The organism is Pseudoalteromonas sp. Isolate6, assembly GCF_022398435.1.
GTDB lineage: Bacteria > Pseudomonadota > Gammaproteobacteria > Enterobacterales > Alteromonadaceae > Pseudoalteromonas > Pseudoalteromonas galatheae.
On sequence record NZ_JAKEVK010000042.1, the window covers coordinates 1 to 22,979 of the forward strand.

Annotated in this window: 23 protein-coding genes; 13 read left to right on the plus strand and 10 right to left on the minus strand. The window is 43.7% G+C overall.

Annotated elements, in window-relative coordinates; translation table 11 throughout:
* Positions 1-106: 106 nt before the first annotated feature.
* From L1D50_RS08390 to L1D50_RS08415, 6 genes are all read left to right on the plus strand, one after another.
* A complete protein-coding gene (locus L1D50_RS08390) occupies positions 107-682 on the plus strand; it encodes a hypothetical protein (RefSeq protein WP_010370535.1) in 576 nt (191 codons plus the stop codon).
* 85 nt (positions 683-767) lie between these two features.
* Positions 768-1,850 carry a glycine cleavage system aminomethyltransferase GcvT gene (gene gcvT, locus L1D50_RS08395; RefSeq protein WP_045990156.1) on the plus strand — a complete coding sequence of 361 codons (1,083 nt, stop codon included), beginning with the start codon at positions 768-770 and terminating at the stop codon, positions 1,848-1,850.
* 76 nt (positions 1,851-1,926) lie between these two features.
* Positions 1,927-2,316, plus strand: coding sequence for a glycine cleavage system protein GcvH (gcvH, locus tag L1D50_RS08400; RefSeq protein WP_095727220.1), 390 nt, complete (start codon positions 1,927-1,929; stop codon positions 2,314-2,316).
* Between the two features lie 182 nt (positions 2,317-2,498).
* A complete protein-coding gene (gene gcvP / locus L1D50_RS08405; RefSeq protein WP_239965870.1) occupies positions 2,499-5,399 on the plus strand; it encodes an aminomethyl-transferring glycine dehydrogenase in 2,901 nt (966 codons plus the stop codon).
* 604 nt (positions 5,400-6,003) lie between these two features.
* A complete protein-coding gene (locus L1D50_RS08410) occupies positions 6,004-7,002 on the plus strand; it encodes a hypothetical protein (protein ID WP_239965871.1) in 999 nt (332 codons plus the stop codon).
* A gap of 565 nt (positions 7,003-7,567) precedes the next feature.
* Positions 7,568-8,020 carry an NUDIX domain-containing protein gene (locus tag L1D50_RS08415; RefSeq protein WP_239965872.1) on the plus strand — a complete coding sequence of 151 codons (453 nt, stop codon included), beginning with the start codon at positions 7,568-7,570 and terminating at the stop codon, positions 8,018-8,020.
* A gap of 298 nt (positions 8,021-8,318) precedes the next feature.
* Here the strand turns inward: L1D50_RS08415 and L1D50_RS08420 are convergent, their stop codons facing one another.
* Positions 8,319-8,633 carry a hypothetical protein gene (locus tag L1D50_RS08420; protein WP_239965873.1) on the minus strand — a complete coding sequence of 105 codons (315 nt, stop codon included), beginning with the start codon at positions 8,631-8,633 and terminating at the stop codon, positions 8,319-8,321.
* A 401-nt stretch (positions 8,634-9,034) separates the two neighbouring features.
* Between L1D50_RS08420 and L1D50_RS08425 the strand changes: the two genes are divergently transcribed.
* The gene (locus L1D50_RS08425; protein ID WP_138521910.1) at positions 9,035-9,472 is read left to right on the plus strand and encodes a thioesterase family protein; all 438 of its coding nucleotides are present in this window, start codon (positions 9,035-9,037) and stop codon (positions 9,470-9,472) included.
* A gap of 221 nt (positions 9,473-9,693) precedes the next feature.
* The gene (locus tag L1D50_RS08430; protein ID WP_239965874.1) at positions 9,694-10,701 is read left to right on the plus strand and encodes a fatty acid desaturase; all 1,008 of its coding nucleotides are present in this window, start codon (positions 9,694-9,696) and stop codon (positions 10,699-10,701) included.
* 21 nt (positions 10,702-10,722) lie between these two features.
* Here the strand turns inward: L1D50_RS08430 and L1D50_RS08435 are convergent, their stop codons facing one another.
* The 6 genes from L1D50_RS08435 to L1D50_RS08460 all read right to left on the minus strand — a co-directional run bounded on the left by L1D50_RS08435 (position 10,723) and on the right by L1D50_RS08460 (position 14,891).
* Positions 10,723-11,226: an RNA methyltransferase gene (locus tag L1D50_RS08435; RefSeq protein WP_138521906.1), complete on the minus strand. Its 504-nt coding sequence runs from the start codon at positions 11,224-11,226 to the stop codon at positions 10,723-10,725.
* Positions 11,227-11,439: 213 nt separating this feature from the next.
* Positions 11,440-11,754, minus strand: coding sequence for a DUF6172 family protein (locus L1D50_RS08440; RefSeq protein ID WP_010370561.1), 315 nt, complete (start codon positions 11,752-11,754; stop codon positions 11,440-11,442).
* A gap of 238 nt (positions 11,755-11,992) precedes the next feature.
* On the minus strand, positions 11,993-12,760 hold the full coding sequence (locus L1D50_RS08445) for a hypothetical protein (RefSeq protein ID WP_138521904.1): 768 nt from the start codon (positions 12,758-12,760) through the stop codon (positions 11,993-11,995).
* Between the two features lie 235 nt (positions 12,761-12,995).
* Entirely contained in the window at positions 12,996-13,778 is a 783-nt protein-coding gene (locus L1D50_RS08450) for an ion transporter (protein ID WP_128725939.1), read from the minus strand.
* A gap of 181 nt (positions 13,779-13,959) precedes the next feature.
* Positions 13,960-14,268 carry a hypothetical protein gene (locus L1D50_RS08455; RefSeq protein ID WP_128725938.1) on the minus strand — a complete coding sequence of 103 codons (309 nt, stop codon included), beginning with the start codon at positions 14,266-14,268 and terminating at the stop codon, positions 13,960-13,962.
* Positions 14,269-14,459: 191 nt separating this feature from the next.
* Positions 14,460-14,891 carry a hypothetical protein gene (locus tag L1D50_RS08460; protein WP_138521900.1) on the minus strand — a complete coding sequence of 144 codons (432 nt, stop codon included), beginning with the start codon at positions 14,889-14,891 and terminating at the stop codon, positions 14,460-14,462.
* Between the two features lie 148 nt (positions 14,892-15,039).
* Here L1D50_RS08460 and L1D50_RS08465 point away from each other — a divergent pair, with 148 nt between their 5' ends.
* Positions 15,040-15,402 carry a hypothetical protein gene (locus L1D50_RS08465; protein ID WP_239965875.1) on the plus strand — a complete coding sequence of 121 codons (363 nt, stop codon included), beginning with the start codon at positions 15,040-15,042 and terminating at the stop codon, positions 15,400-15,402.
* 231 nt (positions 15,403-15,633) lie between these two features.
* On the opposite strand, the gene L1D50_RS08470 is transcribed toward L1D50_RS08465, so the two are convergent.
* The gene (locus L1D50_RS08470) at positions 15,634-16,539 is read right to left on the minus strand and encodes a LysR family transcriptional regulator (RefSeq protein WP_128725936.1); all 906 of its coding nucleotides are present in this window, start codon (positions 16,537-16,539) and stop codon (positions 15,634-15,636) included.
* Between the two features lie 158 nt (positions 16,540-16,697).
* Here L1D50_RS08470 and L1D50_RS08475 point away from each other — a divergent pair, with 158 nt between their 5' ends.
* The 3 genes from L1D50_RS08475 to L1D50_RS08485 are packed head-to-tail and all read left to right on the plus strand — an operon-like array spanning position 16,698 to position 19,109.
* On the plus strand, positions 16,698-17,390 hold the full coding sequence (locus L1D50_RS08475; protein ID WP_128725935.1) for a type 1 glutamine amidotransferase domain-containing protein: 693 nt from the start codon (positions 16,698-16,700) through the stop codon (positions 17,388-17,390).
* A gap of 24 nt (positions 17,391-17,414) precedes the next feature.
* On the plus strand, positions 17,415-18,476 hold the full coding sequence (locus L1D50_RS08480) for an NADP-dependent oxidoreductase (RefSeq protein WP_128725934.1): 1,062 nt from the start codon (positions 17,415-17,417) through the stop codon (positions 18,474-18,476).
* A 24-nt stretch (positions 18,477-18,500) separates the two neighbouring features.
* The gene (locus L1D50_RS08485; protein WP_239965876.1) at positions 18,501-19,109 is read left to right on the plus strand and encodes a glutathione S-transferase family protein; all 609 of its coding nucleotides are present in this window, start codon (positions 18,501-18,503) and stop codon (positions 19,107-19,109) included.
* A 58-nt stretch (positions 19,110-19,167) separates the two neighbouring features.
* Here the strand turns inward: L1D50_RS08485 and L1D50_RS08490 are convergent, their stop codons facing one another.
* Complete coding sequence (locus tag L1D50_RS08490) at positions 19,168-20,346, minus strand: acyltransferase family protein (RefSeq protein WP_128725932.1); 1,179 nt, start codon at positions 20,344-20,346, stop codon at positions 19,168-19,170.
* Between the two features lie 201 nt (positions 20,347-20,547).
* Here L1D50_RS08490 and L1D50_RS08495 point away from each other — a divergent pair, with 201 nt between their 5' ends.
* Complete coding sequence (locus L1D50_RS08495) at positions 20,548-21,216, plus strand: hypothetical protein (RefSeq protein ID WP_162847781.1); 669 nt, start codon at positions 20,548-20,550, stop codon at positions 21,214-21,216.
* Positions 21,217-21,240: 24 nt separating this feature from the next.
* Here the strand turns inward: L1D50_RS08495 and L1D50_RS08500 are convergent, their stop codons facing one another.
* Positions 21,241-22,896, minus strand: coding sequence for a Na/Pi symporter (locus L1D50_RS08500; RefSeq protein ID WP_128725931.1), 1,656 nt, complete (start codon positions 22,894-22,896; stop codon positions 21,241-21,243).
* Between the last annotated feature and the right edge of the window lie 83 nt (positions 22,897-22,979).

Below are 22,979 nucleotides of genomic sequence, written 5' to 3' on the forward strand. Positions count from 1 at the left end.
CCCAAGTACATTAATATTATTTATCAATTGATAAGTAAATACAATTTGTTGTTGAGTTTGTGCATCCTTATACTTTTGCTCATCGAAATTTCACTAAGGTAGTGCCATGAGCGTCACGCCAATTATCTTTGCAAAGCACCGTCAGGGCAGTGTTCCGGCGCAAAACCATTACATGCCAACTGATGCTGTTGTTGTACTCGATTTCAGCGGCTTTGAGACCACGCCTTTCTTAAGCCAAATTCTTGCACTTAACTTGAATAAGTTAATGGCACCTGGCTTGGGTTTTCAAGGTAAACTAGACAGTGGCGAAAATTTCGCCGTGTACTATTTTAGTGAAACGGCTTACCGTTTTGTTGTAAGTGAAAGCGCAGCCGCTGAGCTGGCAACACTGATTGATAGCCATGCCGACGAGTTCGATATTGAACTGGTTCGCCGTCATGATTTAGTTGCCGCCACCATAAGCGGTGAGCTTGCGTTTGAGCGTTTAGTCAGTGACTTTACGTTAACGCCAGGCCTTAGGATCTCAGATAAAAATGCCTGCTATGGCAAGCAAAGCGGTGAAGTATTTATTACGACCTTGCTGGTGGACGAACAGCAACAGTATCAGTTGATTGCGCAAGCTGCTGTATTAGATAAGTGGCAAACGACGCTCACTGACGCTGGTTTTAAACTCGTTTCATAAATTCCGTGCAGTTATCGCAAGCGCGATAACAATAACCCCCTCAGCGCCAACCGATGGCGGCTGAGTAAAAAAGTGAAGGATAAGTATGACTTCTAAAACAGTACTACACGCGAAGCACCTAGAAGCTGGCGCGAAAATGGTAGACTTCCACGGTTGGGAAATGCCAATCAATTATGGCTCACAAATTGAAGAACACCATGCGGTGCGTCAAGATGCGGGCATGTTTGACGTTTCACACATGACGATTGTTGATATCGAAGGTGTAGACGCAAAGGCATTTTTACAAAAGCTAGTTGCAAACGATGTAGCTAAGCTTACTGTGGCTGGTAAGGCGCTATACACAGGCATGCTAAACGAGCAGGGCGGTGTAATTGACGACCTTATCATTTACTTCTTCACTGAAACGCAATATCGCCTAGTCGTTAACTCTGCAACACGCGAAAAAGACCTTGCACATATCGGTGCAGTAGCTGCAGATTTTGATGTGGCAGTAACAGAGCGTCCTGAGTACGCGATGATTGCGGTACAAGGTCCAAATGCAAAAGCAAAAACAGCAACTATCCTAGACGAACAACAACAAGCGGCTGTTGAAGGCATGAAGCCATTCTTTGGTGTGCAAGCTGGCGACCTATTTATCGCAACAACTGGCTACACTGGTGAAGAGGGTTATGAGATCGTAGTACACAACGATGGTGCGGCGGACTTATGGCAAAAATTATTAGACGCAGGTGTGCGTCCTGCTGGCCTAGGTGCACGTGATACGCTACGTTTAGAAGCGGGCATGAACCTTTACGGCTCAGACATGGACGAGACGGTGTCTCCACTTGCAGCGAACATGGCATGGACAATTGCATGGGAGCCAGAGGAGCGTGACTTTATCGGTCGTGCAGCTATCACTAAACAACGTGCTGAGCAAAGCACGGATAAGCTAGTAGGTTTAGTCCTAGAAAGCAAAGGCGTATTACGTGGTGGTTCTAAAGTTATCGTAGAAGGTGGCGAAGGTGTTATTACTTCTGGTACATTCTCACCAACTTTAGGCTTCAGTGTAGCGCTTGCGCGTGTACCTCGTTCAATTGGCGAGACTGCACAAGTTGAAATGCGTAAGAAGCTAGTTGATGTTAAAGTAGTTAAGCCAAGCTTCGTTCGTAACGGCAAGTCAATTATCTAGTTTTTATAGATAATAAATAGAATAACATTGATGTCGCTCACGGGGTGACATCGCAACCGACCAAAGGAACAAAAAAATGAGCAACATTCCTAGCGAGTTAAAGTACGCTACTTCACACGAGTGGGTTCGCGCTGAAGGCAATGGCGAGTACACAGTAGGTATCACTGAGCACGCACAAGAACTTCTAGGCGATATGGTATTTGTTGAATTACCGGAAGTAGACGATGAAGTTGACGCGGGTGAAGACTGTGCGGTTGCTGAGTCTGTAAAAGCAGCATCAGACATCTACGCACCAATCGGCGGTACTATCATTGCGGTAAACGAAGACCTAGAAGATGCGCCTGAAACTGTAAACAACGATGCTTACGGTGACGGTTGGTTGTTCCGTATTAAAGCGTCTGATGAGTCTGAGCTAGATAACCTACTAGACGCTGAAGGCTACGCAAATTCAATCGACGAAGATTAATTTGTTGATAGTAATAAAAGCCCCTTTTTAGGGGCTTTTATTGTTGCTTTTTGGGCAAGGGTGCTTGCTCAGGGTATGACGAGCTCATGCCAACGTTTTTAGAATACTGCCGTTACCAAGGTATCTCATTTAGATAAAAACAGTATTCACCTTTTTCATTTGGATCATAGGAACCTGGACTAATGTCAAACGCCAAATCTCTTGAACAGTTAGAGCAAAAGCAAGATTTTATCCGCCGCCATATCGGGCCAAGCCCAGCACAGGTGAGCGAGATGCTAAGCGCTCTTGGAGTATCTAGTGTTGAAGAGCTGATCGGTCAAACTGTACCTGCTTCAATTCGTTTAGAAGAGGGCTTACAGATCGGTGAAAGCCGCACAGAAGTGGAAACCCTAAGCTACCTGAAATCAGTAGCAAGCAAAAACAAGGTTTTCAAATCTTACATCGGTCAAGGCTACCACCCAACTCACGTACCTAATGTTATTTTACGTAACGTACTTGAGAATCCGGGTTGGTACACGGCTTACACCCCTTATCAGCCAGAGATTGCGCAAGGTCGCTTGGAATCACTACTTAACTTCCAAACGCTGACTATGGACATTACCGGCCTAGACTTAGCCAGTGCATCACTGCTTGACGAATCAACCGCAGCGGCAGAAGCAATGGCGCTTGCAAAACGTGTATCTAAAGCGAAAAAAGCAAACATTTTCTTTATTGCCGACGACGTACATGTACAAACTATCGACGTAGTATCTACGCGTGCTGAGCAGTTTGGTTTTGAAGTAGTAGTAGGTCCTGCTAGTGACGCTGCTAACCACGAGATTTTTGGTGCGCTATTCCAGTATCCAACAACATCAGGTGAAGTGGTTGACGTTACTGACCTAATCGCACAAGTACAAGACAAAAAAGCGATTGCCTGTGTTGCCGCAGATATCATGAGCCTAATGCTGCTTAAAGCACCAGGCAAACTAGGCGCAGACGTAGTGCTTGGTTCTGCACAGCGTTTTGGTGTACCAATGGGTTACGGCGGTCCACACGCGGCATTCTTTGCCACGCGTGATGCTTACAAGCGTTCACTACCAGGCCGTATTATTGGTGTGTCTAAAGACCGTTTAGGTAACGACGCGCTACGTATGGCGATGCAAACTCGTGAACAGCACATCCGCCGTGAAAAAGCCAACTCAAACATTTGTACTGCACAGGTGCTACTTGCGAACATGGCTGCGTTTTACGCGGTTTACCATGGTCCTCAAGGTCTTAAGATCATCGCAGAGCGCATTAACCGTCTTGCAAGCATTCTTGCCACGGGTCTTAAAGCAAAAGGCGTGGCACTTAAGCACGATACGTGGTTTGACACCATTACCGTTAAAGCGGACGACGCTGACAAGCAAGCGGTTGTGGCGCGTGCAATAGCAAAAGGCGTGAACTTTGCCCTTAACCACAACGGCGAATACTCAATTGCAGTAAACGAAACCACAACGCGTGCAGACGTAGCTGAGCTATTCGACATCATTGTAGGCGACGACCACGGCCTAAATGTAGATGCGCTAGACGCACAAGTATCAGGCGAGAACATCACAGGTATTCCTGCAAGCCTAGTGCGCGACGACGAAATTTTAACGCACGCAAACTTCAACAGCTATCACAGCGAAACCGAGATGCTGCGTTATATCAAGCGTCTTGAAAACAAAGATTTAGCACTAAACCACTCAATGATCTCATTGGGCTCGTGTACCATGAAGCTAAACGCAACCGCTGAAATGATCCCAGTAACTTGGCCTGAGTTTGCAGAGCTACACCCGTTCTGCCCAATCGACCAAGCAGAGGGTTATAAGATCATGATGACTGAGCTGCACGACTGGCTTGTGAACATCACAGGTTACGACGCAGTATCGCTACAGCCAAACTCAGGTGCACAAGGTGAATACGCAGGTCTTATCGCGATCCGTAAGTACCATGAGTCTCGCGGTGAAGGTCACCGTAACATCTGTTTGATCCCAAGTTCAGCGCACGGTACAAACCCAGCGTCTGCACAAATGGCAAGCATGAAAGTGGTTGTGGTTGACTGTGATAAAAACGGTAACATCGATATGGAAGACCTACGCGCGAAAGCCGCAGACGTAGCTGAAAACCTATCGTGCATCATGGTCACTTACCCGTCTACACATGGTGTATACGAAGAGTCTATCCGTGAAGTATGTGACATCGTGCACCAGCACGGCGGCCAAGTATACATGGACGGCGCAAACATGAACGCGCAGGTTGGGGTAACTAGCCCAGGTTCAATCGGCTCTGACGTATCACACTTAAACCTACACAAAACATTCTGTATTCCACACGGTGGCGGTGGTCCAGGTGTTGGTCCTATCGGTGTTAAATCGCACCTAGCGCCATTTATGCCTAACCACAGCGTGATCAACGTAGAAGGCACAAACGTAGGTAACGGCGCGGTTTCTGCGGCACCTTACGGCTCTGCTGCTATTCTACCTATCTCGTGGGCATACATCGCGATGATGGGCAGTGAAGGCCTAAAACAAGCAACAGAAATGGCAATCGTAAACGCTAACTACCTAACGGCTAAGTTGAGCGAGCACTTCCCAATTCTATACCGTGGCCGTAACGACCGTGTTGCCCACGAATGTATTGTTGACCTTCGCCCACTGAAAGAAGCGACAGGCATTACCGAAATGGACGTTGCTAAGCGTCTACAAGACTACGGCTTCCACTCTCCAACAATGTCGTTCCCAGTAGCGGGCACACTTATGGTTGAGCCAACGGAATCTGAGTCTAAGGTAGAAATCGACCGCTTTATCGAAGCCATGGTTTCTATCAAAGGTGAAATCGACAAGATTGCATCAGGCGAGTGGTCTATCGAAGACAACCCATTAGTATTTGCACCACACACGCAAGCTGACGTACTAAGCAACGACTGGAACCGTGCATATGACCGCCTCGCAGCTGCATTCCCAGTACCAAGCGTAGCAAAAGACAAATTCTGGCCAACGGTAACCCGTATCGACGACGTATACGGCGACCGTAACCTAATTTGTTCTTGCCCAGCGGTTGATACCTATCGCGATGCGTAAGGGTTTGTAAGTCACGCTTTAGCGCGACTTAGCAAATATTGAAAAGCCGCCCTTTGTAAAAAGGGCGGCTTTTTTGTGGATGTGAATATGGTGAAGACTCGTGTTTGGCTCTTTTCTCAGCTTGTGGGAGCGGCTTCACGCCGCGATCTCTTATAACGATGAATAACTGCGACTTCACATCAAATCTCTACGTAGGTCGCCATTTATGGCGACAAATAGTGTACCTCTCTGGTTTTGCCTCACCGGCGAAGCGACAAAGGTAAAGTTACAGGTTGGATTTAAACAACAAGTCGCGACATAAAGTCGCTGCTACGAATTGTTCGTAGTCGCTAGCAAGTATCTAAATATCGCGGCGTGAAGCCGCTCCTACTTGGTTTAGTTAAAATAGGAGAGCTTAGTCATTTGTTTGTCGTGGGTGATACCTTGACCTTGTCGCGTGTGTGCACCTTTGCCTTAATGTAATTTAAAGTTTTTAATTCATAACTAATGCTTATTTTTATCGGTACAAGTTTCAAATAACCTGTATTATGCACTCTTTGATTTTTTGTGGTGAAAACTCTGACTCAACCACTTGATTATACTGTTTAAAATTGAAGGTGAAATAATGTTAAAAAGGAATTTTGCACGCTTTAAAGTCGCTTTTGTGTCTTTACTTGCATTAAATCTTGGGATTGTTAGTGTCGTTTCGGCTAATGATAATACGGTATTAGAAAGCGTGGTTACAGACGCTAACTTTTTAAAATGTTTGCAAGAAAGTGGCTATAAAACAGTAGGGGAGGTGATTGAAATACGCTGTCGTGACTACGGAGTTACCTCGGCCAAAGGACTTAGGCATTTTAGCAACTTAAAAAAATTAATCTTAAGTAATGAGGGTGATAGCTTTATTGTGGGTGAAATTGGCGGTATCACTAGCAGACCTGCCGCGAAGAAAAAGCCAAATCAACTTATAGAAATCGACATAAGCCACAACACGCAACTTTTTATGGTTGATTTGAGCCAAAATAATCTAACCAGTATTGATGTTAGTAAGAACGCAAAATTAAAGACTGCACTGCTTAGTGGTAATAAGCTCTCAAAAGTCGATGTAAGTAATAACAGTGAGCTTGAATGGTTAGATGCAGATGATAACAAGCTGACAGGGGAGTTGAGTATTGCTAACCCAGAGTTGTATCGACTTAACCTGTCAGGTAATAAGCTCACAAAAGTGAATATGCCGAGTGGTATTCGTGACCTTGAACTTGCTAATAATCAGTTAGAAAGTCTAGATTTAAGTAGGCTCAAGGTGCTCAGCGAACTAAATCTAGATGCAAACCAACTTAGCTATTTAGACCTAAGCCATAATAAGAACCTAGCTGCACTATACGCTGGCAACAACCGCTTAAGCACTATCGATTTAACAGCTAACTCCAAGCTTGAAATACTCTTTTTGCCGAATAATAAACTCAAAAAGATAGACTTGCGCAAACAGGTAAGTTTAATAGAGCTAAACCTTCTAAATAACTCACTAAAAATAGTTGATGTAAGCAAAAGCGAAGACCTAGAATTCTTTGAACACGACAATAGTGTTGAGTGCATAGGCGCTGGTTGTGAAATGGGTTTTTAAGGGGGGTGACCGTTGTTGGCGAGTTAGTAAGAGCATAGCTGTTTATGATTTAAGCTCTCTTATTGATCGTCGGCAAGGTGATATAAAGGTAAAGTTGAAGGCTAGATTCAAAAACAAGTCACCACATAAAGTCGCTGCTACGAATTGTTCGTAGCTGTAGATGGTAATCATCTAAAGATCGCGGCGTGAAGCCGCTCCCACCCGACCAAATTCAGCTCGGCGTTGAATAGATTAGTCCGTTGCTTGTCATCGCCGAAGCGACGAAAGGTAAAATTGCAGGGCGGGGTCAAAAAACAAGTCACGACATAAAGTCGCTGCAACGAATTGTTCGTAGCCTTAAATAGCAACCACGGTAAATAATTGAATTTTTGTATAACAAATTCAAGCGGGCTGAATGTTTTGACTCGTTGTTGAAAGTAAGTGTCGATAAAAGGTACTCTCAAGGCTAGTTCTCAACACTTAGCGCTCAGATTAGTTGCTGCGACATAAAAGCTTAGGTTAGATTGTCGGCTTTTCTCACATTGCGCGTGGTGTTTGCGAGTATCGCGATTTATAAGGTGTAAAAATGATTCCAATAAATAATTCAATTGTTTCCGGAGTAGCATTGTCGGAAATAAATGGCGAAACAAAAATGCTATTGATGAAGCGAGCGAAAGGTAGCTTCTGGTGTCATGTCGCAGGCTCAATGGAAGAAGGTGAATTACCTTGGCAAACCATTGTTCGAGAGTTTTATGAAGAAACTCAGATAGAAGTAACGGACCTGTACAATGGCCAATTTTTAGAGCAGTTTTATGCATCCTATTCCAACGTTATTGAGGTTATTCCTGTATTTGTAGTCAAGTGTCCAGCCAATCAAGAAGTGGTTCTAAACGATGAACATACTGACTTTGAATGGTGCAATTTAGAAGAAGCTTTGAAGCTCGCACCTTTTCCAGCGCAACATGCAGTGTTTAAACATGTATGGGAGTATTTTGTAGATAAGCCTATTAACGAGCTTTTTCGTATAAAGCTTGGTTAACGAGCAGTTCGGCAAAGTTAAAGATTGGATTTAAAAGAGTCATAGCTACACGTTGTTTGTAGCCACAGACGGAAACCATCAAAAGCTCGCGGCGTGAAGCCGCTCCTACCTGATCAACTTCTTGTCAGTGTAGAATAGCCCGCTGCTTCTGGTCGGCAAGGCGATATAAAAGCAAAGTTGAAGACTGGATTAAAAAAAGCTGTGATATAGAGCCGCGGCTACAAATTGTTTGTAGCCACAGACGGCAACCATAAAAAGATCGCGGTATGAAGCCGCTCCTACGCGTGCACTTATCGCCTTAATGGACGGTAATGGGGAGATCGTTTACCACTAATGATTGGCCATTTTGTTGAGCACGAAGAAAGCTTGCTACCAAAACATCGTTGGGTAGGGTGCTGATGTCGTTAACGGTTTCGACCATGCAAAACGTAATGGACTCCCAACCTAAATCTTTAATAAAGGTCTTAAGCTTGCTGATGTTATCTTCATAGTTTTCATCTGTGGTCAGCAGGCCGATGGAGTGTTTATTGCCGAGTTTGTATTTTCCTTGCTGAGTGATGGCGCATTTAGCGTAACCGCTCAACACATAAACTGTATTTGTGCTTTTGTTCATATTGGTAATGTTTTTTGGCTGAATTATGATTTTGATTTCATATGCATCTTTTAAACCAAGCTAGTAAATATCGCTCCGCTGTTTTCTTATGTATTGAAAGTATTGAGAAAAATTATTAGTGATTTGTCTTGGGTGTTGCTCCCACAAAAGGCGTCAATTTTTTGTGAGATTGAATGATAGGGGTTGCGCTTATGTTTACCGTTGTGTCGAAATCAAAGGGAGTGGGTGTATTATTTGTCGCATCAATGGCGACCTACGCGAGAGGCGCAAGGTTGTGCTGTGAAATGTTGGCTTTGCTTTCTTTGTTTTGACAAGTTGTCTTTAAATTATCTCGTTAACCTTGTTGCTGGTACGATGAGTTGTTACTCTCAAGTTCAATAAACAAAATTAAAGGCAATATCATGCAGGAGTTTTTAGAAAAGTTTGCAATCACCACCAAAGTGAATGTGGTATGGGGAGAAATGGATGCATTGGGGCATGTGAATAACGTGTCGTATTTTCGCTATTTTGAAACTGCGCGAATCGATTTTTTGACTCAAACGGGCTTACTTTCGGTATTATCAGAGCCTACCCATAGTCCGGTTTTGCGTGATACGTACGCGCAATATAAACGACCCGTCACTTTTCCAGATACCTTGCATATTGGTTCATATATCACTGATATCAAAGAAGATCGTTTTACCATGCGCTACGAGGCTTTTAGTGAATCGCAACAAGCAGTATGCACAACGGGGTATGCGAATGTGGTGATGTTTAATATGAAAACAGGGAAAAAATCGCCAATTCCAGAGAATATGCTGGCTATATTGAAGCAATACGAGATGGACGATAGTCAATAGAAGCATGGAGCTTGGGTGTTTCGTTGTATTAAAGTTTTAAAAATTGTCGCGGCATAAAGCCGCTGCTACAACAGTATGAGATGGACGATAGTCAATAGAAGCACGGAGCTTGGGTGTTTCGTTGTATTAAAGTTTTAAAAATTGTCGCGGCATAAAGCCGCTACTAAGCTAATACGAGATTGCGCGATGATTTTGATACCAAAAGGTGAGTAAAGCGATAAATGCCAACATTAACCGCTAGGCAGAATATCAAAGCGATAGTGACTGCTATCCAAGCCGAAGAGCAGTCGCTTCGATCGCGTTATCCTATTTTAAACTGGCAAAACAGCATTGCGATGGTGATTTTGCTGTTGTCGTTAACTGCGTTAATTGGCGTTGCCTTGCTTTACTATTTTGCCGTTATTCCTGCATGGCTGTGCATTCTGTTGGCGGCTTTTATTACTTCTATTTCTCATGAACTTGAACACGATTTGATCCACAAGCAGTATTTTAGTGACCGTCCATTCGTATATCATTTTATGATGTTAGTAGTGTGGATGATGCGACCTAATACAGTGAATCCTTGGTATCGCAGGCAAATTCATTTACATCATCATAAAGTGTCTGGCACTGAACAAGACCTAGAAGAGCGCTTGGTGGGTAATGGTATCCAATCTCTTTGGTTGCGAGCTGTGGTCATTACAGATGGATTGCTAGGTTTATTATTGAATGCCAAGCAGTTTAGTCGAGAAGTCAAGGGTTTTACGTTTTTACAAGTCTTTAATGCTGGCTTTCCGCTTGCTACGGCTTATTTTGCGACTTTATATGGTGTGATTGCTTATTACGTGCTGCAATTTATACAACCATTTGAATTACCTAGGTGGGGAGCAGATTTACTAGCGGTTGCTGAGTTCTTTATGGTGGTATTGATTATACCTAATATGATCCGTTCAGCATCTTTAAACCTTGTCACATCTTCAATGCATTATTATGGTGGGGTGAATAATGTGTTAGAGCAGACCCATGTGATCACCAGTTGCTGGTTTTTACCATTTCAGTTATTTTGTTTTGATTTTGGCCGCACGCACACGATCCACCACTTTGTGCCTAATCAGCCATTTTATATTCGACAATTAATAAGTAAAAAAATACGTCCGGTTATGGCCCAGCATGGCGTGCATTTTGATGACTTACAAAGCTTAAAAAATGCAAATCACTACTCGGTCAAAGTCCAGGTTAGTCAAAAATAAAAAGCTGTTTACTGCAAAAGCTTATTCAACCGTTAGGCGGTTATTGATATCGCGACTGGTGAGTATCTGCGAGGCATCAAACCCGGTTGAACGTTTTGCCATGCGATCATATAACAACACATTGACTGTCGCGGCTAAGTTCATGCAGCCTATGGTTGGTACATACACCACGGCATCGGCGGCATCGACGATTTCTTGTGGCAGACTGCCATCTTCAGGACCAAAAATGTATAACGCATTGTCGGGGTGAGTAAACTGTGGCAGTGGGGTTGCGCCCTCTACCAGCTCAACACAGACAAGCGCACGGCCTGCTACTTTTAAACTGATGAAATCATCAACTTGTTTGATGGGAATATTGTCGGCAACGTTTTTTGTATCCGTATGATACTTTGCAGCCCTTGCGTAACGATTGCCGCTAAAGTAGATGGCTTGCGCATCATAACAACCTGCGGCCCGTAATACGCCACCCACGTTGGTTGGTGATTTAGGGTTTACTAATCCGATTGCTACAAATGACTCGTTCATACTTTTTAATTCTCACTATACTGGCAGTAGTGCCAGCAAAAATTCGACGAGCGATTATATCATGCGCTTGATTTTGTGCCAGTTGGTATTGTAGGAGTAGGGCTGGTGTTGTCGGGCTAAAGCTCGACCTACGTTTTTGCTGGGGTCGAGCAATCTGCGTTTTCGGGATAGAGCAGATGTTGTCTAGCTAAAGCTCGACCTTCAGAAGTGGGTTTAGTAGTCTTCTAACTCATCGTCAGATAAATCGTTTGATTTTCTATAGCCTGGCTTTGCTAAAATCTCAACATAAAAGGAAGTGAGGTTTTCAGTTTGCGTTTTATCAATCAATTTGTTTAGTTGTGATAGGTGCACTGGCTCGGCTTCTGCTTCTGTATTACCAAACTTACAATCAAAATCCCAATAATCAGCGCCTGCAGGCAGAGTTTTGTTGCGCTCGCGCTTTAGGTATTTTTTAAGCTCATGCTTAACCGCATCAACGCGTCTTTCAAGTTTGATTTTCGGGTGAATTAGTTCAAATGTCTTTTTCATAGTTGCCTTCAAGCAAAAAATACTCAATCGGCAAAACAGTATGCCTGAGTAGGTAATGTGTATTGATTTAAGCGTAAAGCTTACACTCGAATAAATACAGAAATGTAGTAGGGTATTTTACGTTATATTTTATGAGCTGGCGAGGGACTTTGTGAATGCCGAAGAGAATAAAAGCTGAATTGGTTGCGTGAGTTCGCAGCCAACTCATGTTACTAAAGTAGCTGTTGATTATGACGGGTTAATTCGTGCTAGGTTGCGTTACGGTCGCGGCCGCCAATCTACGCTCCAAGCGCTCTAGCTTTTCTGCCAGTGCGGTTTGCGTCATTTCTATTTGGGCAAGGCTTCCTCCGATCTCAATTTGTTTCGAGTCTCGGCTTTGCGTTTGAGACTTTAACTGATCAACGTCATCATTGATTGCGGCAATTTGGTTTTTGAGTACGTTAGCTGCTTGCTGTTGCTCTTCTATTAGCGAGAGTTTTAAAGCAAGCTCCGTTTGGCTCTGAGATAGTGCTTCCACCCTAGTAGTTGTACTGGTTTGGCTTTTAGCATTATTACTTGCTTGTTCCTCAAGCTTTTTGATTTCTGATTGGTTTCGTCGCCACGCTGACGCCCACAGTTTATCCATCTGTGACCAAAGCTCGTCTGTGCGCTCGGTAAGTGTGTTCAACTTTGCTTGCATTGCACCTGCAGACAAATCCATCTCTTCATCTGTGGCAGTGAGCGTATGCTCAAGCTCGGCAATGCGTTTTGTTGATTCGAGTAATTGCGTTTGTGTTGCTGAAAGCTGCCCATAGAGCCCAAATACTGATGCGGCCAGAGCAATAATGGCAGCAATGCTTATCCAGTTTATGACACCTGTTTTTTGGGTTTTTATTGCTTTTGATTTGGAGGAGGTGTTCGACGTAGATACCTTATTATTCGCTTGATTGAGAGAGTCTTTAAACGCTTCAACCTGATCTAAATCGGGCGTAATACTTGGTAGCTCAGGCTCAATTCTTTTATCCAAGGTATATTCCTCTTTTTCGGGTTTATCTGGAACTCTGGCAGCTTATACCAATTGAGTAAATTCTCCAACTATTAGAAGTATACATAGCGATATTATCAAATGGCTTAATGGTGTGTTGATCATTGTAGGTGGGATTGGATATATGCCTGAATGATGCTGTAGCAAAACGGCTGCTCTGATGTAATAGGCGCGCAGAAAACGTAAATCAACTGCGTTTTCTGCGCTATTCTAGACGCTAGCGGTTTTTGCTTTTTAAAAGCTCATTGAGCTTCTCTTCAACCCGCAAAATATCTTCTTTGGTCGCTAAAACTTGATCAGGTTTGCCTTGCTCTTCTTCATGCATTACTTGCATCGCATCGACGATAATACCGATAAAAAGATTAAGTACCGCAAAGCTGGTGATAATGATAAAGGGTACAAAGAACAACCAAGACTGCGGAAATAGTTCCATAGTCGGACGGACAATTCCCATTGACCAGCTCTCTAGCGTCATTACCTGAAACAGTGTGTAAGCTGAGGCGCCAATGGAGCCAAACCACTCTTGCATGTTGGGATCTGGGTGTTGGCCAAATAATTTTGTTGTGAGTACTGCAGACACATAAAACACAATGCCAAGTACGCCAATTACTGAAGCCATACCCGGTAGTGAGTGTCCAAGGGCACCAATAACCCGACGCATCTGAGGAACAACAGAAAATAGTCTTAAGACCCTTAAAATTCTAAACGCCCGTAGCACCGACAAGGCTCCAGTTGAAGGTGCCCATGAGATAGCGACAATAACGAAGTCAAAGATGTTCCAACCGGACTTGAAAAATTTCAGACGATAAACAATCAGCTTCAACAAGAGTTCAAGGGTAAAAATCATCAATATGACAAAGTCAATCTTGTGCAGTAGAGCTGCATTGTTTTTGCCAAACTGAGTCGTTTCTAGGCCCAGTGTCACAGCATTAAACAAAATTACTGCAATCAGAAAGTTCTGAAACAGTTTAGCCTCTACGAGTGCAGTTAGTTTTGACATTACGTTGTTTGGTGGTGTCATGTATCTAAAACGAATAGCTAAAATAAGTACGCCATAATGTAGGGCAAATCATGGTTTTTCAAGATTAAAATAACCAAAACACGATACAATTGTTCTAAAAACCGCAGCAGTAGATTAAGTTAGCTGCTTTGGTGAGTTATTGAAATCTTTGCTTTATAAACTAATCCTCAGGCCCGAGTAGGGTATAGGTAAGATGTTTACGCATATCTTTTAAAATCACTCCTTTTTTCAGCATGGCGGCGCTTAAACGCTTTTGCCATTTTAGAAGATCCGGCTTTGCGACTTCCAATGCCTGTTCATTCTCAAATTGGAAAAAGAGTATTAATGAGCCGGGGAACAAGTGATATTCCACATCAAACCAACATTGCACCATGCCGGGAATTTCTGCACGAGCTTGTTCTTCGAGTTTGTCTGCAATGGTGAGTACCAAAGCTTGCTGTTTTTCTTGTACTTTTGAGAGCTTTTTCATAATGCTATGGATGTAAGAGGCCAAAAGCCTAATTATACCCAAGCTTTTGGGCTATCAACAACTTTGTTGGTGGTTGCACGCTCAAAGTGAATTGCTTTTTCAATTCACTTTGAGCCGCTTTTTTCGAATTCCTGTGCTGACAGCGCAAGTTTTGGTAGCGGTAGTTGGATTACTTCTGTGCTGTAGATCTTTTAAATTGGGTTTTGTAGAGATGAAATTAAATACATCGCTCCGTTTGGCTCTATATGGCCGTCGCAGTTGCCGCTTTCTATTTGAGCGGTGCTCAATGCGGCTTGACCATCGGTTGGTAAATAAAGCGCTTTTGATACACGTCTGCAGCTTTTTGATTGGATAGTTTGCTGTTCGACGATAAGAATATGTCCACCGCCTATCACGTAAGCGTTGGGAATGTTGGTTTGCGCTAGAAAGGCGACTTTGCAGGCTTTGTCGTTATTGAAACCGTTTGCTATTATCTCCTTAGAGGCTGGGGTCGAAACGGTAATGACACATTTTTCACCAATGGATACAGCGTATTGTCCCAGTTGCCACTTTGCTGCTACTTCGCCTTGTGCAGCCGCTAAATTACTTATGCTGATCGTTGCTATAAGTGCTAAATATTTCATGAAAGCCTTCTTGCATATCCCTATTCATCATTGTGTGGTCACTTTACATTAGTATCTCATCCTGCAGTTTAGGCATCTGCTCGACCAACAGGGCTAAATATTTTATTATCATGGCAGTATAAATCTTATGCAAGGAGCATAGTCTGTTATGACCAAGGAAAAATCGTTATCACTTTCTACAAAGCTGAAGTTTTTGTTTGCTGCAATTGGCAAGCATTTGGGCCTTATCTCCATTGGCATTCCGTTTTGTATTGTTGGTGGATTCGCCATTTACATTGGGGCAACTGAGCAATACGGTGCAGGTATTGGGGCTGTTATTTTTGGTGCTATATTTATCTTGATACCTCTTGGAATGTACGCTTTTTCCCTGCCATCAAGTATTCGCTACTACTACGAAAAAGAATTGACGAAAGAGTTTGGTAAGCACCTTTTCGGCACCATCACTAACAAAAGAATTGAATCTAACACTTATGTTCACCGAGACGAGTATGACCGGGAAGTGGAGCATTAGGAGACTTTCTATTTCGTTGAGTACAGCTATCAATTTCAGGGCAGCCGTGAAGGTGAGTTTATTCTGGATAACAAAGATTTTTATGACAAGTTGCAGGTTGGAGATGATTTACCTATCCAAGTATTGACGGTAAAACCAAGCGTAGCAGAGCCCAGGCTCACGAAATTGGGAAAGCGCTACGGACTTAAGCCCGCTGAAAGTTACTAGGCTAAATATGCAATTGATTGAGGCTTACGCTTCAACCAGTTGACGCTGAAAATACCCTTTTAGAAAATCGAGCAGTAAGCGAACTTTTTTAGAGTTGGCATTGCCTTCAGGGAAAACGCCATAAACATGTATGTCTGGCAGGGTGTAATCTTCTAATACAGGAACCAAAGTTCCGGCTTGTATTTTTGGTAACGCGTCGTAAGTTGGAATTCGTCCAAGACCATGACCACCCTCCACAAAAGCGGTGCGTGCCGCTGCATTGTTGGTGCTTATATCGCCCTTCATCGTGATGCTATAGGCCCTAGCCCCTTTACTCAATGTGAGCGCCCCCGATGTCAGCTTGTAAATCACCCATTGATGCTGGTAGAGATCGGTGGGGTGTTTGGGGACGCCATACTTTTGCAAATAATCTGGCGATGCGCACAGACAGGTTTCTAGCACTGAAAGTTTACTGGCTTGCAAGCCTGAATCGGGAAGTGGGGCACCTCGAATGGCCAGATCAATGCCTTCTTTGATGATATTGACGACTTCATCTGTGAGCATGATATCGAGCTGGATCTTAGGATACATAGCTCTAAATTCATTGAGTGCAGGCACTATGGTTTGCAAGCCAACATTAACAGGGCAGGTAAGCTTTATTAGACCGATAGGCTCTTTCTTTAAATTCTCAATTTGCTGGTTTGCGGCAAAGGCTTGCTCTGCAATCACACGGCAGCGCTGGTAGTATTCGCGACCTGCTTCTGTAAGTGAAATGGTGCGAGTCGAGCGATTGAGCAATTTTATGCCTAACTGTGACTCCAGTTTTTTAACATGGTAGCTCACCACTGCGCGAGACAAATTTAAATGCCTAGCGGCGCCACTTAAAGTGCCTTGCTCGATAACTTGGGCAAAGACAACCATGCTTTTGAGTTGCTCAAACGAAATATCCACGCACTACTCCATCGACTTTGATAAATTCATTGTATCAATTGTTTGAACAAAGAGTTAGCTTTTGTCTGCATTGTTTAACTAGTCTTAAGCTCATACTTTTATATTTATCCGCAGGCTAAATAGTCTGAAGTTTGAACAAAGAATGAGAGGTAATTTTGATGACAGCAAAGAAAATTTTAATGGTGCTAACGTCACATGCAGAACTAGGCAACACAGGTGAGAAGACAGGGTTTTGGATTGAAGAGTTTGCTGCACCTTACTATGCCTTTGTGGATGCAGGGGTAGAAGTAACGCTTGCTTCACCAAAAGGTGGTCAGCCGCCAATTGACCCAAAAAGCGAACAGCCTGATTTCCAAACCGACAGTACTAAGCGCTATTTTGATGATCAAAAAACGCAGGAACTGGTGGCAAATACGCTGCCGCTAGCAGAGGTGAACGCGGCAGATTTTGACGCCGTATTTTACCCAGGCGGTCACGGACCTCTATGGGATTTAGCAACAGATACCAATTCAATCCAATTGATCAGTTCCTTTTTAGCTGCAGATAAACCAGTTGGTGCGGTATGCCATGCAACCGCTGTGCTGATGGATGTAAAAGCTACATCGGGCGAATATCTGGTAAAAGGTAAGGTGGTGTCTGGTTTTACGAATAGTGAAGAGGAGGCCGTCGGGCTAACTGATGTCGTGCCATTTTTATTAGAAGATGAGCTGGTTAAACGAGGTGCAGATTTCCAAAAAGTGGATGACTGGAATGTGTTTGCCATTAGAGATGGCTTACTGTTTACAGGACAAAATCCAGCAAGCTCTGAACTTGTCGCTGAGAAAATGCTGACGTACCTAAACCAGCTGTAACCTGCTTATCAAAAGGAATAAATCATGAGTAACGCAATAAACCAAGCTCAAAACGCACAAACGAATCGTCGCATTACCTTGGCGTCGCGCCCACATGGTGCACCAACGCAAGAAAATTTCAATTATGAAGAAGCACAGATCCCAACGCTAAAAGAGGGAGAGGTGCTTCTTCGTACCGTCTTTTTGTCGTTAGATCCTTACATGCGTGGCCGTATGAGCGACGCAAAATCCTATGCAGATCCGGTTGCTATCGGCGAAGTGATGGTGGGTGGTACGGTATGCCGAGTCGAAGAATCGAATAACCCTAAATTTACCCAAGGTGACTGGGTACTCGCGATGAGTGGCTGGCAGGACTATAGCGTTTCGGATGGCACGGGCTTACTTAAGTTAGATAACAATTTACCCAACCCATCATATAGCTTGGGCGTTTTAGGGATGCCAGGCCTTACTGCCTACATGGGATTGATGGATATCGGCCAGCCAAAAGCTGGAGAAACTGTAGTGGTTGCTGCAGCAACAGGTGCTGTAGGGAGCCTTGTTGGACAAATAGCAAAACTGCAAGGCTGTAGAGTAATAGGTATTGCTGGTGGCGCTGAAAAGTGCAGTTACGCTACTGAGGCACTTGGTTTTGATGTCTGCCTTGATCATCGTAAGGATGATCTCGCAGAGCAGTTAGCTCAGGCTTGCCCATCTGGTATCGACGTCTATTTTGAAAATGTGGGTGGTAAGGTGTTCGATGCGGTTATGCCACTGCTTAACTCAAGTGCTCGGATCCCACTTTGTGGGTTGATCTCTCAGTATAATGCCACTGAATTGCCACCAGGACCTGATCGTATGTCTATGTTGATGGCGACACTGCTTACTAAGCGAGTGAAAATGCAAGGCTTTATTGTATTCGATGATTATGGGCATAGATACAACGAGTTTAGCGAAGCGATGCAACCATGGTTAAACGCGGGCAAGATTAAATACAAAGAGCATCTAGTTGAGGGTATGGATAATGCTGTTGAGGCGTTCATTGGCTTACTAGAGGGTAAAAACTTTGGCAAGCTTGTTGTGCGTTTAGGTCCAGACGAGCTGGTATAACTAAATTTTAGGAAGGATAAATCGATGTTAACTGTTCACCACTTAAACGAGTCACGCTCGACAAGAGTGCTTTGGCTTTTACATGAACTCAACATGCCTTATGAGCTTGTGGAGCACGAGCGAAACTCTGAAACGCGCCTTGCGCCTGAAAGTCTTAAAAAGGTGCATCCACTTGGAAAAGCCCCCGTGTTGGTCGATGACAGCCTAGTCTTATGTGAGTCTGGAGCCATCATGGAATATCTGCTAGATAAGGCGGAAAAAAGTAGTTTGCAACCAGATGTGGGGACACCTGAGTACTATCAATATCAAGAATGGTTGCACTTTGCTGAGGGGTCATTGGCGCTGCCGGTGATCGCGTCTTTGATGATGAAGATGGAGCAGCGTACAGGCGATAAACCAATGGATGGCTATATTGCTAAAGAAGTAAATGTCGACTTTTCTTACATAGATGCCACACTTGCTAAGCAAAGCTATTTTGCTGGCAACGACTTTACCGCCGCAGATATTATGATGACGGTGATGCTAGAAATTGCAGATAAAGTCGGTTTGCTCACAACGCGTGGCAATATCAAAGCTTATCTTGAAAAAGTGCAAGCTCGCGGTGCATATCAAGCTGCACGAAGCTATGGTTAGCGTTTTTAAAAGCCAGAGCTTTGCTCTGGCTTTTGCATACGATTCCTTCTACTACAGATCACTCCGTCAATATGCCTGCTTTTTCATTTTTTGGCTTGGCTTTTCTGCCGTTTAATAAAATACCAATCACCGTATTTCTAACCAAATAATGGTAGCTAATAATGCCTACCGTCACCGTCAGAGATAAAGCAATAATAAACTTGATGAAGGCAGATACCTCCATGTTCGTAAGAGGAAATTGAATATACATAAGTACAGGAATATGGATGAGATAAATCCAATAGGAGGCATCTGAGATATAGCGACTTTGTTTGTTAAATCGACTCAACCATTTGAACCCCGCTAAGTAAGCGACAGCTGTCCAGCTGAGGATGGCGATGGTTTGAACTACAACGCTGATCAAATTGATTTTTTCAGGCGCTGCGTCGCCTGTTTTAACCGCGATTATAACTTTTTCAAGCGACGGTGGTGGCGGCAAAAAGTAAAAGTATGCAACCAATGAAGTGCAGGCAATAATTAATAACCAGTTGAATTGCTTTGAGTAGCGAGTTACCACTCCATGATGATGAAATAGTCCTGCACCCAACAAAAACAAAGAGCCATAAAACCCGTAAGCCCACCAATGAGGTTGCAGTTTATCAGGAGCTGGAAATGGCACCATCAAATTGACCATAGATACGATGACAATAAGCGGTAACACGGCACATAAAAAGATTGGTTTAACAACGGTATCAAGGATGTGTTGATAAAACTGTGGAAACTTGTGTAGCAGCCAAAATAACACACAGAACTGGCTTAAATACCATAAAAACCATAGATGCATACTTGTCACCTGAGGCTCTTTTATCTGCTGCATAACATCAAATAACGGTGGTGGGGCGCTGGCAACGCTGCTGCCCCAATGCATCGCATGTAATAACACCAACAAGGTGAGCGGTAGAAAAATAATAAAGGGAATGAGTAGCCGTTTTAACCTGTTTTGAATATAAGCGTTACCACCTCGTTTTTGAATAAGCAGGGCGGCACAAAAGCCGGCGATGATAAAAAATAGTGGCATCCTGAATAGGTGCGTCCACATGGCGAGGTAGTTAAAAAAGACATTTTTGTTTGGATCGACACTGATCCAAAGGTTATGAAAATAAGGGCCGTGCGCCAAGGCCGCATGAAAAACAACGCCAAGCAATAGTGCTAAGCCTCGCATATTATCAATATAATGAAAGCGCGCGTTACTGTGCATTTCGCTGTCCCTGTACTAGATACTTGTCAGTTGGTTATACTATATTTTCTTGCCCAATAAAATATTGAAGAAAAGCGAACTCTTTAGACTGAATCGTTGTTACGAAAACATTTAATAACAAATAAAGTAGATGATCGACTTTATTTTTATCCTGATTTGGACTCAAAATAGAGACTTTATCTCGCTGGAAACGGAGCCAGAATGAAAACAAAATTGATATTTGTAAGCGCAGTATTAGCGATAGGGTTAGTGGGGTGTAATAGCGACAGTAGTGGTCCACATGGCGGGGGGCAATGTGGTGGTGTTGGTAACTCAAGGTTTGATATAACTGGCTTTACCCTCGGCGAATTTAGCGCTGATAAGGTGGATGAATGGGTTGACACTGAGTATGATGGCGTTGAACCTATTTCGTATCAAACACTCGTATTTCAACTTAAAGCTGATACGCAGTCTGTAGCGCAATTAAGCGCACCGAGCTTTAAGTTCTCTTTAATTAGCACCGCTTATGCCTGTTCACCTGTTCCTCCGTATACCGATGAAAAAATTACGGATATAAACATAACCTCTAGCGCTGCGTTTAGTGACGAGTTACCTGCAGGTTCAAGCTTAAATGAGGTGTTTGACATTGTCTATATTGGTTCTGATTACTCAAATCAGGTTGATTATCGTGGGCTGGATAATGGCGAAAAAGACTACTTTTCAATATCCGAGTTTTTAAATATTGAAGAGAAAAGAGCCAGCAAATTTATCCAGTTTGCACTGAATAGTGAGCCCACCTATAAGCAGAACCATGTATTTTATATTGAAATTTCACTGGATACCGGCGAACAGTTTTCGCTAGAATCTCAAGAACTCAGTTTTATCGAATAATACTAAAAGTATCACACCACAGCGTTAAGCTGTGGTGCTGTGTTCACTGCTTTGAATACTTGATTGAGGCGGCTCCAGCTGCGCTTCAATGGCGTGGATCAGCAACATCGCTTTATGCCACTGTTGTGAAAGTTGCCACATTTCCGACAGTGTATTGATATTGCTTACCATCTTATCTATCGCTAGTGACGCGTGAGTACCTGCTAGAATTAAGTCATCTTTCACATCGTCATGTAAACGTTGCAATGCCTCTTGCGCCGACGATAGTTCTGCAGGTGTTATGCTTTGCTCATGTAAACTGGTTTTCATAAAGTGGCTAAGCTGGGCTTGGTATTCATTCAATTGTGCATGCAAGTCATGGTGTTCTGCGAGTTGCTTATATGGAGCGTGTTCCCTTAACTGCTCTACACAATGGCTACATGTAGACAAATACTGCTCAATACGCATGAGTTTAGCGAGTAATGAGGTGGTCTGGGGTGATAATGCTGATTGCTCTACCGACACAATAAAAAGGCTAATCTGCTGACACAGTGATTGGATTGCATGGAGTGCCTGTTCAATCGCGAGTTTATCGGTCGGGAGTAGGCATTTATCAAACTGGGCTAACACCTTATCTGCAACGAGTTTGGACTCAAGCAATAAAGCATTGATTGCAAGTTCAGGCGTTTGAGCGATGGTATTATCCAAAAAGCGTGGTCTTGAAGCCGTTTCCTCGGCACTGCAAAAGCGTTTCATTAAAAAGCCAGCGAGCCTGTCATTAAGTGGAAAGATGAGTAGCACACCCAAAATATTAAACAAAGTATGAAAAAGTGCCAATGACAAGGCGGGATCAGCAGTGACGCCGAAAAGCGCGGTAAAATAGTTGATGAGATAAAACAGCACAGGTAATACCGCGAAAGCGACGACCGCGGTGAACACATTAAATATCACCTGAGCCGCCGCGACGCGTTTGGCATTAGCTGTTGCGCCAATGGATGCCAAAATAGATGTTGATGTGGTACCGACGTTTGCGCCGATAACCATCGCGCCTGCGGCATATAATCCAATCATACCACTAGCAGCGGCGGTAATGGTCAAGGCGATGGAAGCACTGGAAGATTGAGTGAGGGTTGTCATCACCATGCCCACCAGCAAAAAGGTCAACATGCCGCTTATTCCCTCTGCGGTAAACTGGCTTAAATCAAAAGCAGCGACAATATGCTCAAACGCGCCTTTGAGAATATCAATGCCGATAAAAAATAGCCCAAAACCAACCAAGGCCATGCCTGCTGACGCTAGTCGTGAGCGAGGTAGTAGCAACTTCATCAAGGCGCCAATACCAATCAAGGGGAGTGCGATAGCTTGGATATTAAATTTAAATCCAACCGCGGCCACTAACCAGCCAGTGATGGTGGTGCCAACATTGGCGCCATAGACGATACCAAGCGCCTGATGCATGCTGATAAGACCCGCATTCACAAAGCCCAAAGAAGCCACAGTAACCGCGCTGGATGATTGCACTAAGGCTGTCATGCAAAAGCCAGAAGCAATACCGCGCTGAGGGGTTTTGGTCCACACTCCAAGTACTCGACGCAGCGACGAACCGGCTGCTAATTTTAGGCCGTCTGTCATCATGCTTATCGCAACTAAAAATATCCCCAAACCGCCGAGTAGCGTTCCTGCAAGTTGAAGTGTTTCCATATCCCTTCCACGTATTACATTTTTACTCTGTTTGCTTGTTGCACAATATCACTTTTGTTGTGCGTTGCTTTGTTTAACGTCAA

What these genes read in the sequence shown, in the direction of transcription:
- L1D50_RS08460 (WP_138521900.1), bottom strand. Translation starts at nt 14,891, where the DNA reads ATGAAATATTTAGCACTTATAGCAACGATCAGCATAAGTAATTTAGCG.
- L1D50_RS08485 (WP_239965876.1), top strand. Translation starts at nt 18,501, where the DNA reads ATGTTAACTGTTCACCACTTAAACGAGTCACGCTCGACAAGAGTGCTT.
- gcvP (WP_239965870.1), top strand. Translation starts at nt 2,499, where the DNA reads ATGTCAAACGCCAAATCTCTTGAACAGTTAGAGCAAAAGCAAGATTTT.
- L1D50_RS08475 (WP_128725935.1), top strand. Translation starts at nt 16,698, where the DNA reads ATGACAGCAAAGAAAATTTTAATGGTGCTAACGTCACATGCAGAACTA.
- L1D50_RS08465 (WP_239965875.1), top strand. Translation starts at nt 15,040, where the DNA reads ATGACCAAGGAAAAATCGTTATCACTTTCTACAAAGCTGAAGTTTTTG.
- L1D50_RS08430 (WP_239965874.1), top strand. Translation starts at nt 9,694, where the DNA reads ATGCCAACATTAACCGCTAGGCAGAATATCAAAGCGATAGTGACTGCT.
- L1D50_RS08500 (WP_128725931.1), bottom strand. Translation starts at nt 22,896, where the DNA reads ATGGAAACACTTCAACTTGCAGGAACGCTACTCGGCGGTTTGGGGATA.
- L1D50_RS08415 (WP_239965872.1), top strand. Translation starts at nt 7,568, where the DNA reads ATGATTCCAATAAATAATTCAATTGTTTCCGGAGTAGCATTGTCGGAA.
- L1D50_RS08410 (WP_239965871.1), top strand. Translation starts at nt 6,004, where the DNA reads ATGTTAAAAAGGAATTTTGCACGCTTTAAAGTCGCTTTTGTGTCTTTA.
- gcvH (WP_095727220.1), top strand. Translation starts at nt 1,927, where the DNA reads ATGAGCAACATTCCTAGCGAGTTAAAGTACGCTACTTCACACGAGTGG.
- L1D50_RS08420 (WP_239965873.1), bottom strand. Translation starts at nt 8,633, where the DNA reads ATGAACAAAAGCACAAATACAGTTTATGTGTTGAGCGGTTACGCTAAA.
- L1D50_RS08450 (WP_128725939.1), bottom strand. Translation starts at nt 13,778, where the DNA reads ATGTCAAAACTAACTGCACTCGTAGAGGCTAAACTGTTTCAGAACTTT.
- L1D50_RS08390 (WP_010370535.1), top strand. Translation starts at nt 107, where the DNA reads ATGAGCGTCACGCCAATTATCTTTGCAAAGCACCGTCAGGGCAGTGTT.
- L1D50_RS08440 (WP_010370561.1), bottom strand. Translation starts at nt 11,754, where the DNA reads ATGAAAAAGACATTTGAACTAATTCACCCGAAAATCAAACTTGAAAGA.
- L1D50_RS08425 (WP_138521910.1), top strand. Translation starts at nt 9,035, where the DNA reads ATGCAGGAGTTTTTAGAAAAGTTTGCAATCACCACCAAAGTGAATGTG.
- gcvT (WP_045990156.1), top strand. Translation starts at nt 768, where the DNA reads ATGACTTCTAAAACAGTACTACACGCGAAGCACCTAGAAGCTGGCGCG.
- L1D50_RS08480 (WP_128725934.1), top strand. Translation starts at nt 17,415, where the DNA reads ATGAGTAACGCAATAAACCAAGCTCAAAACGCACAAACGAATCGTCGC.
- L1D50_RS08490 (WP_128725932.1), bottom strand. Translation starts at nt 20,346, where the DNA reads ATGCACAGTAACGCGCGCTTTCATTATATTGATAATATGCGAGGCTTA.
- L1D50_RS08455 (WP_128725938.1), bottom strand. Translation starts at nt 14,268, where the DNA reads ATGAAAAAGCTCTCAAAAGTACAAGAAAAACAGCAAGCTTTGGTACTC.
- L1D50_RS08435 (WP_138521906.1), bottom strand. Translation starts at nt 11,226, where the DNA reads ATGAACGAGTCATTTGTAGCAATCGGATTAGTAAACCCTAAATCACCA.
- L1D50_RS08495 (WP_162847781.1), top strand. Translation starts at nt 20,548, where the DNA reads ATGAAAACAAAATTGATATTTGTAAGCGCAGTATTAGCGATAGGGTTA.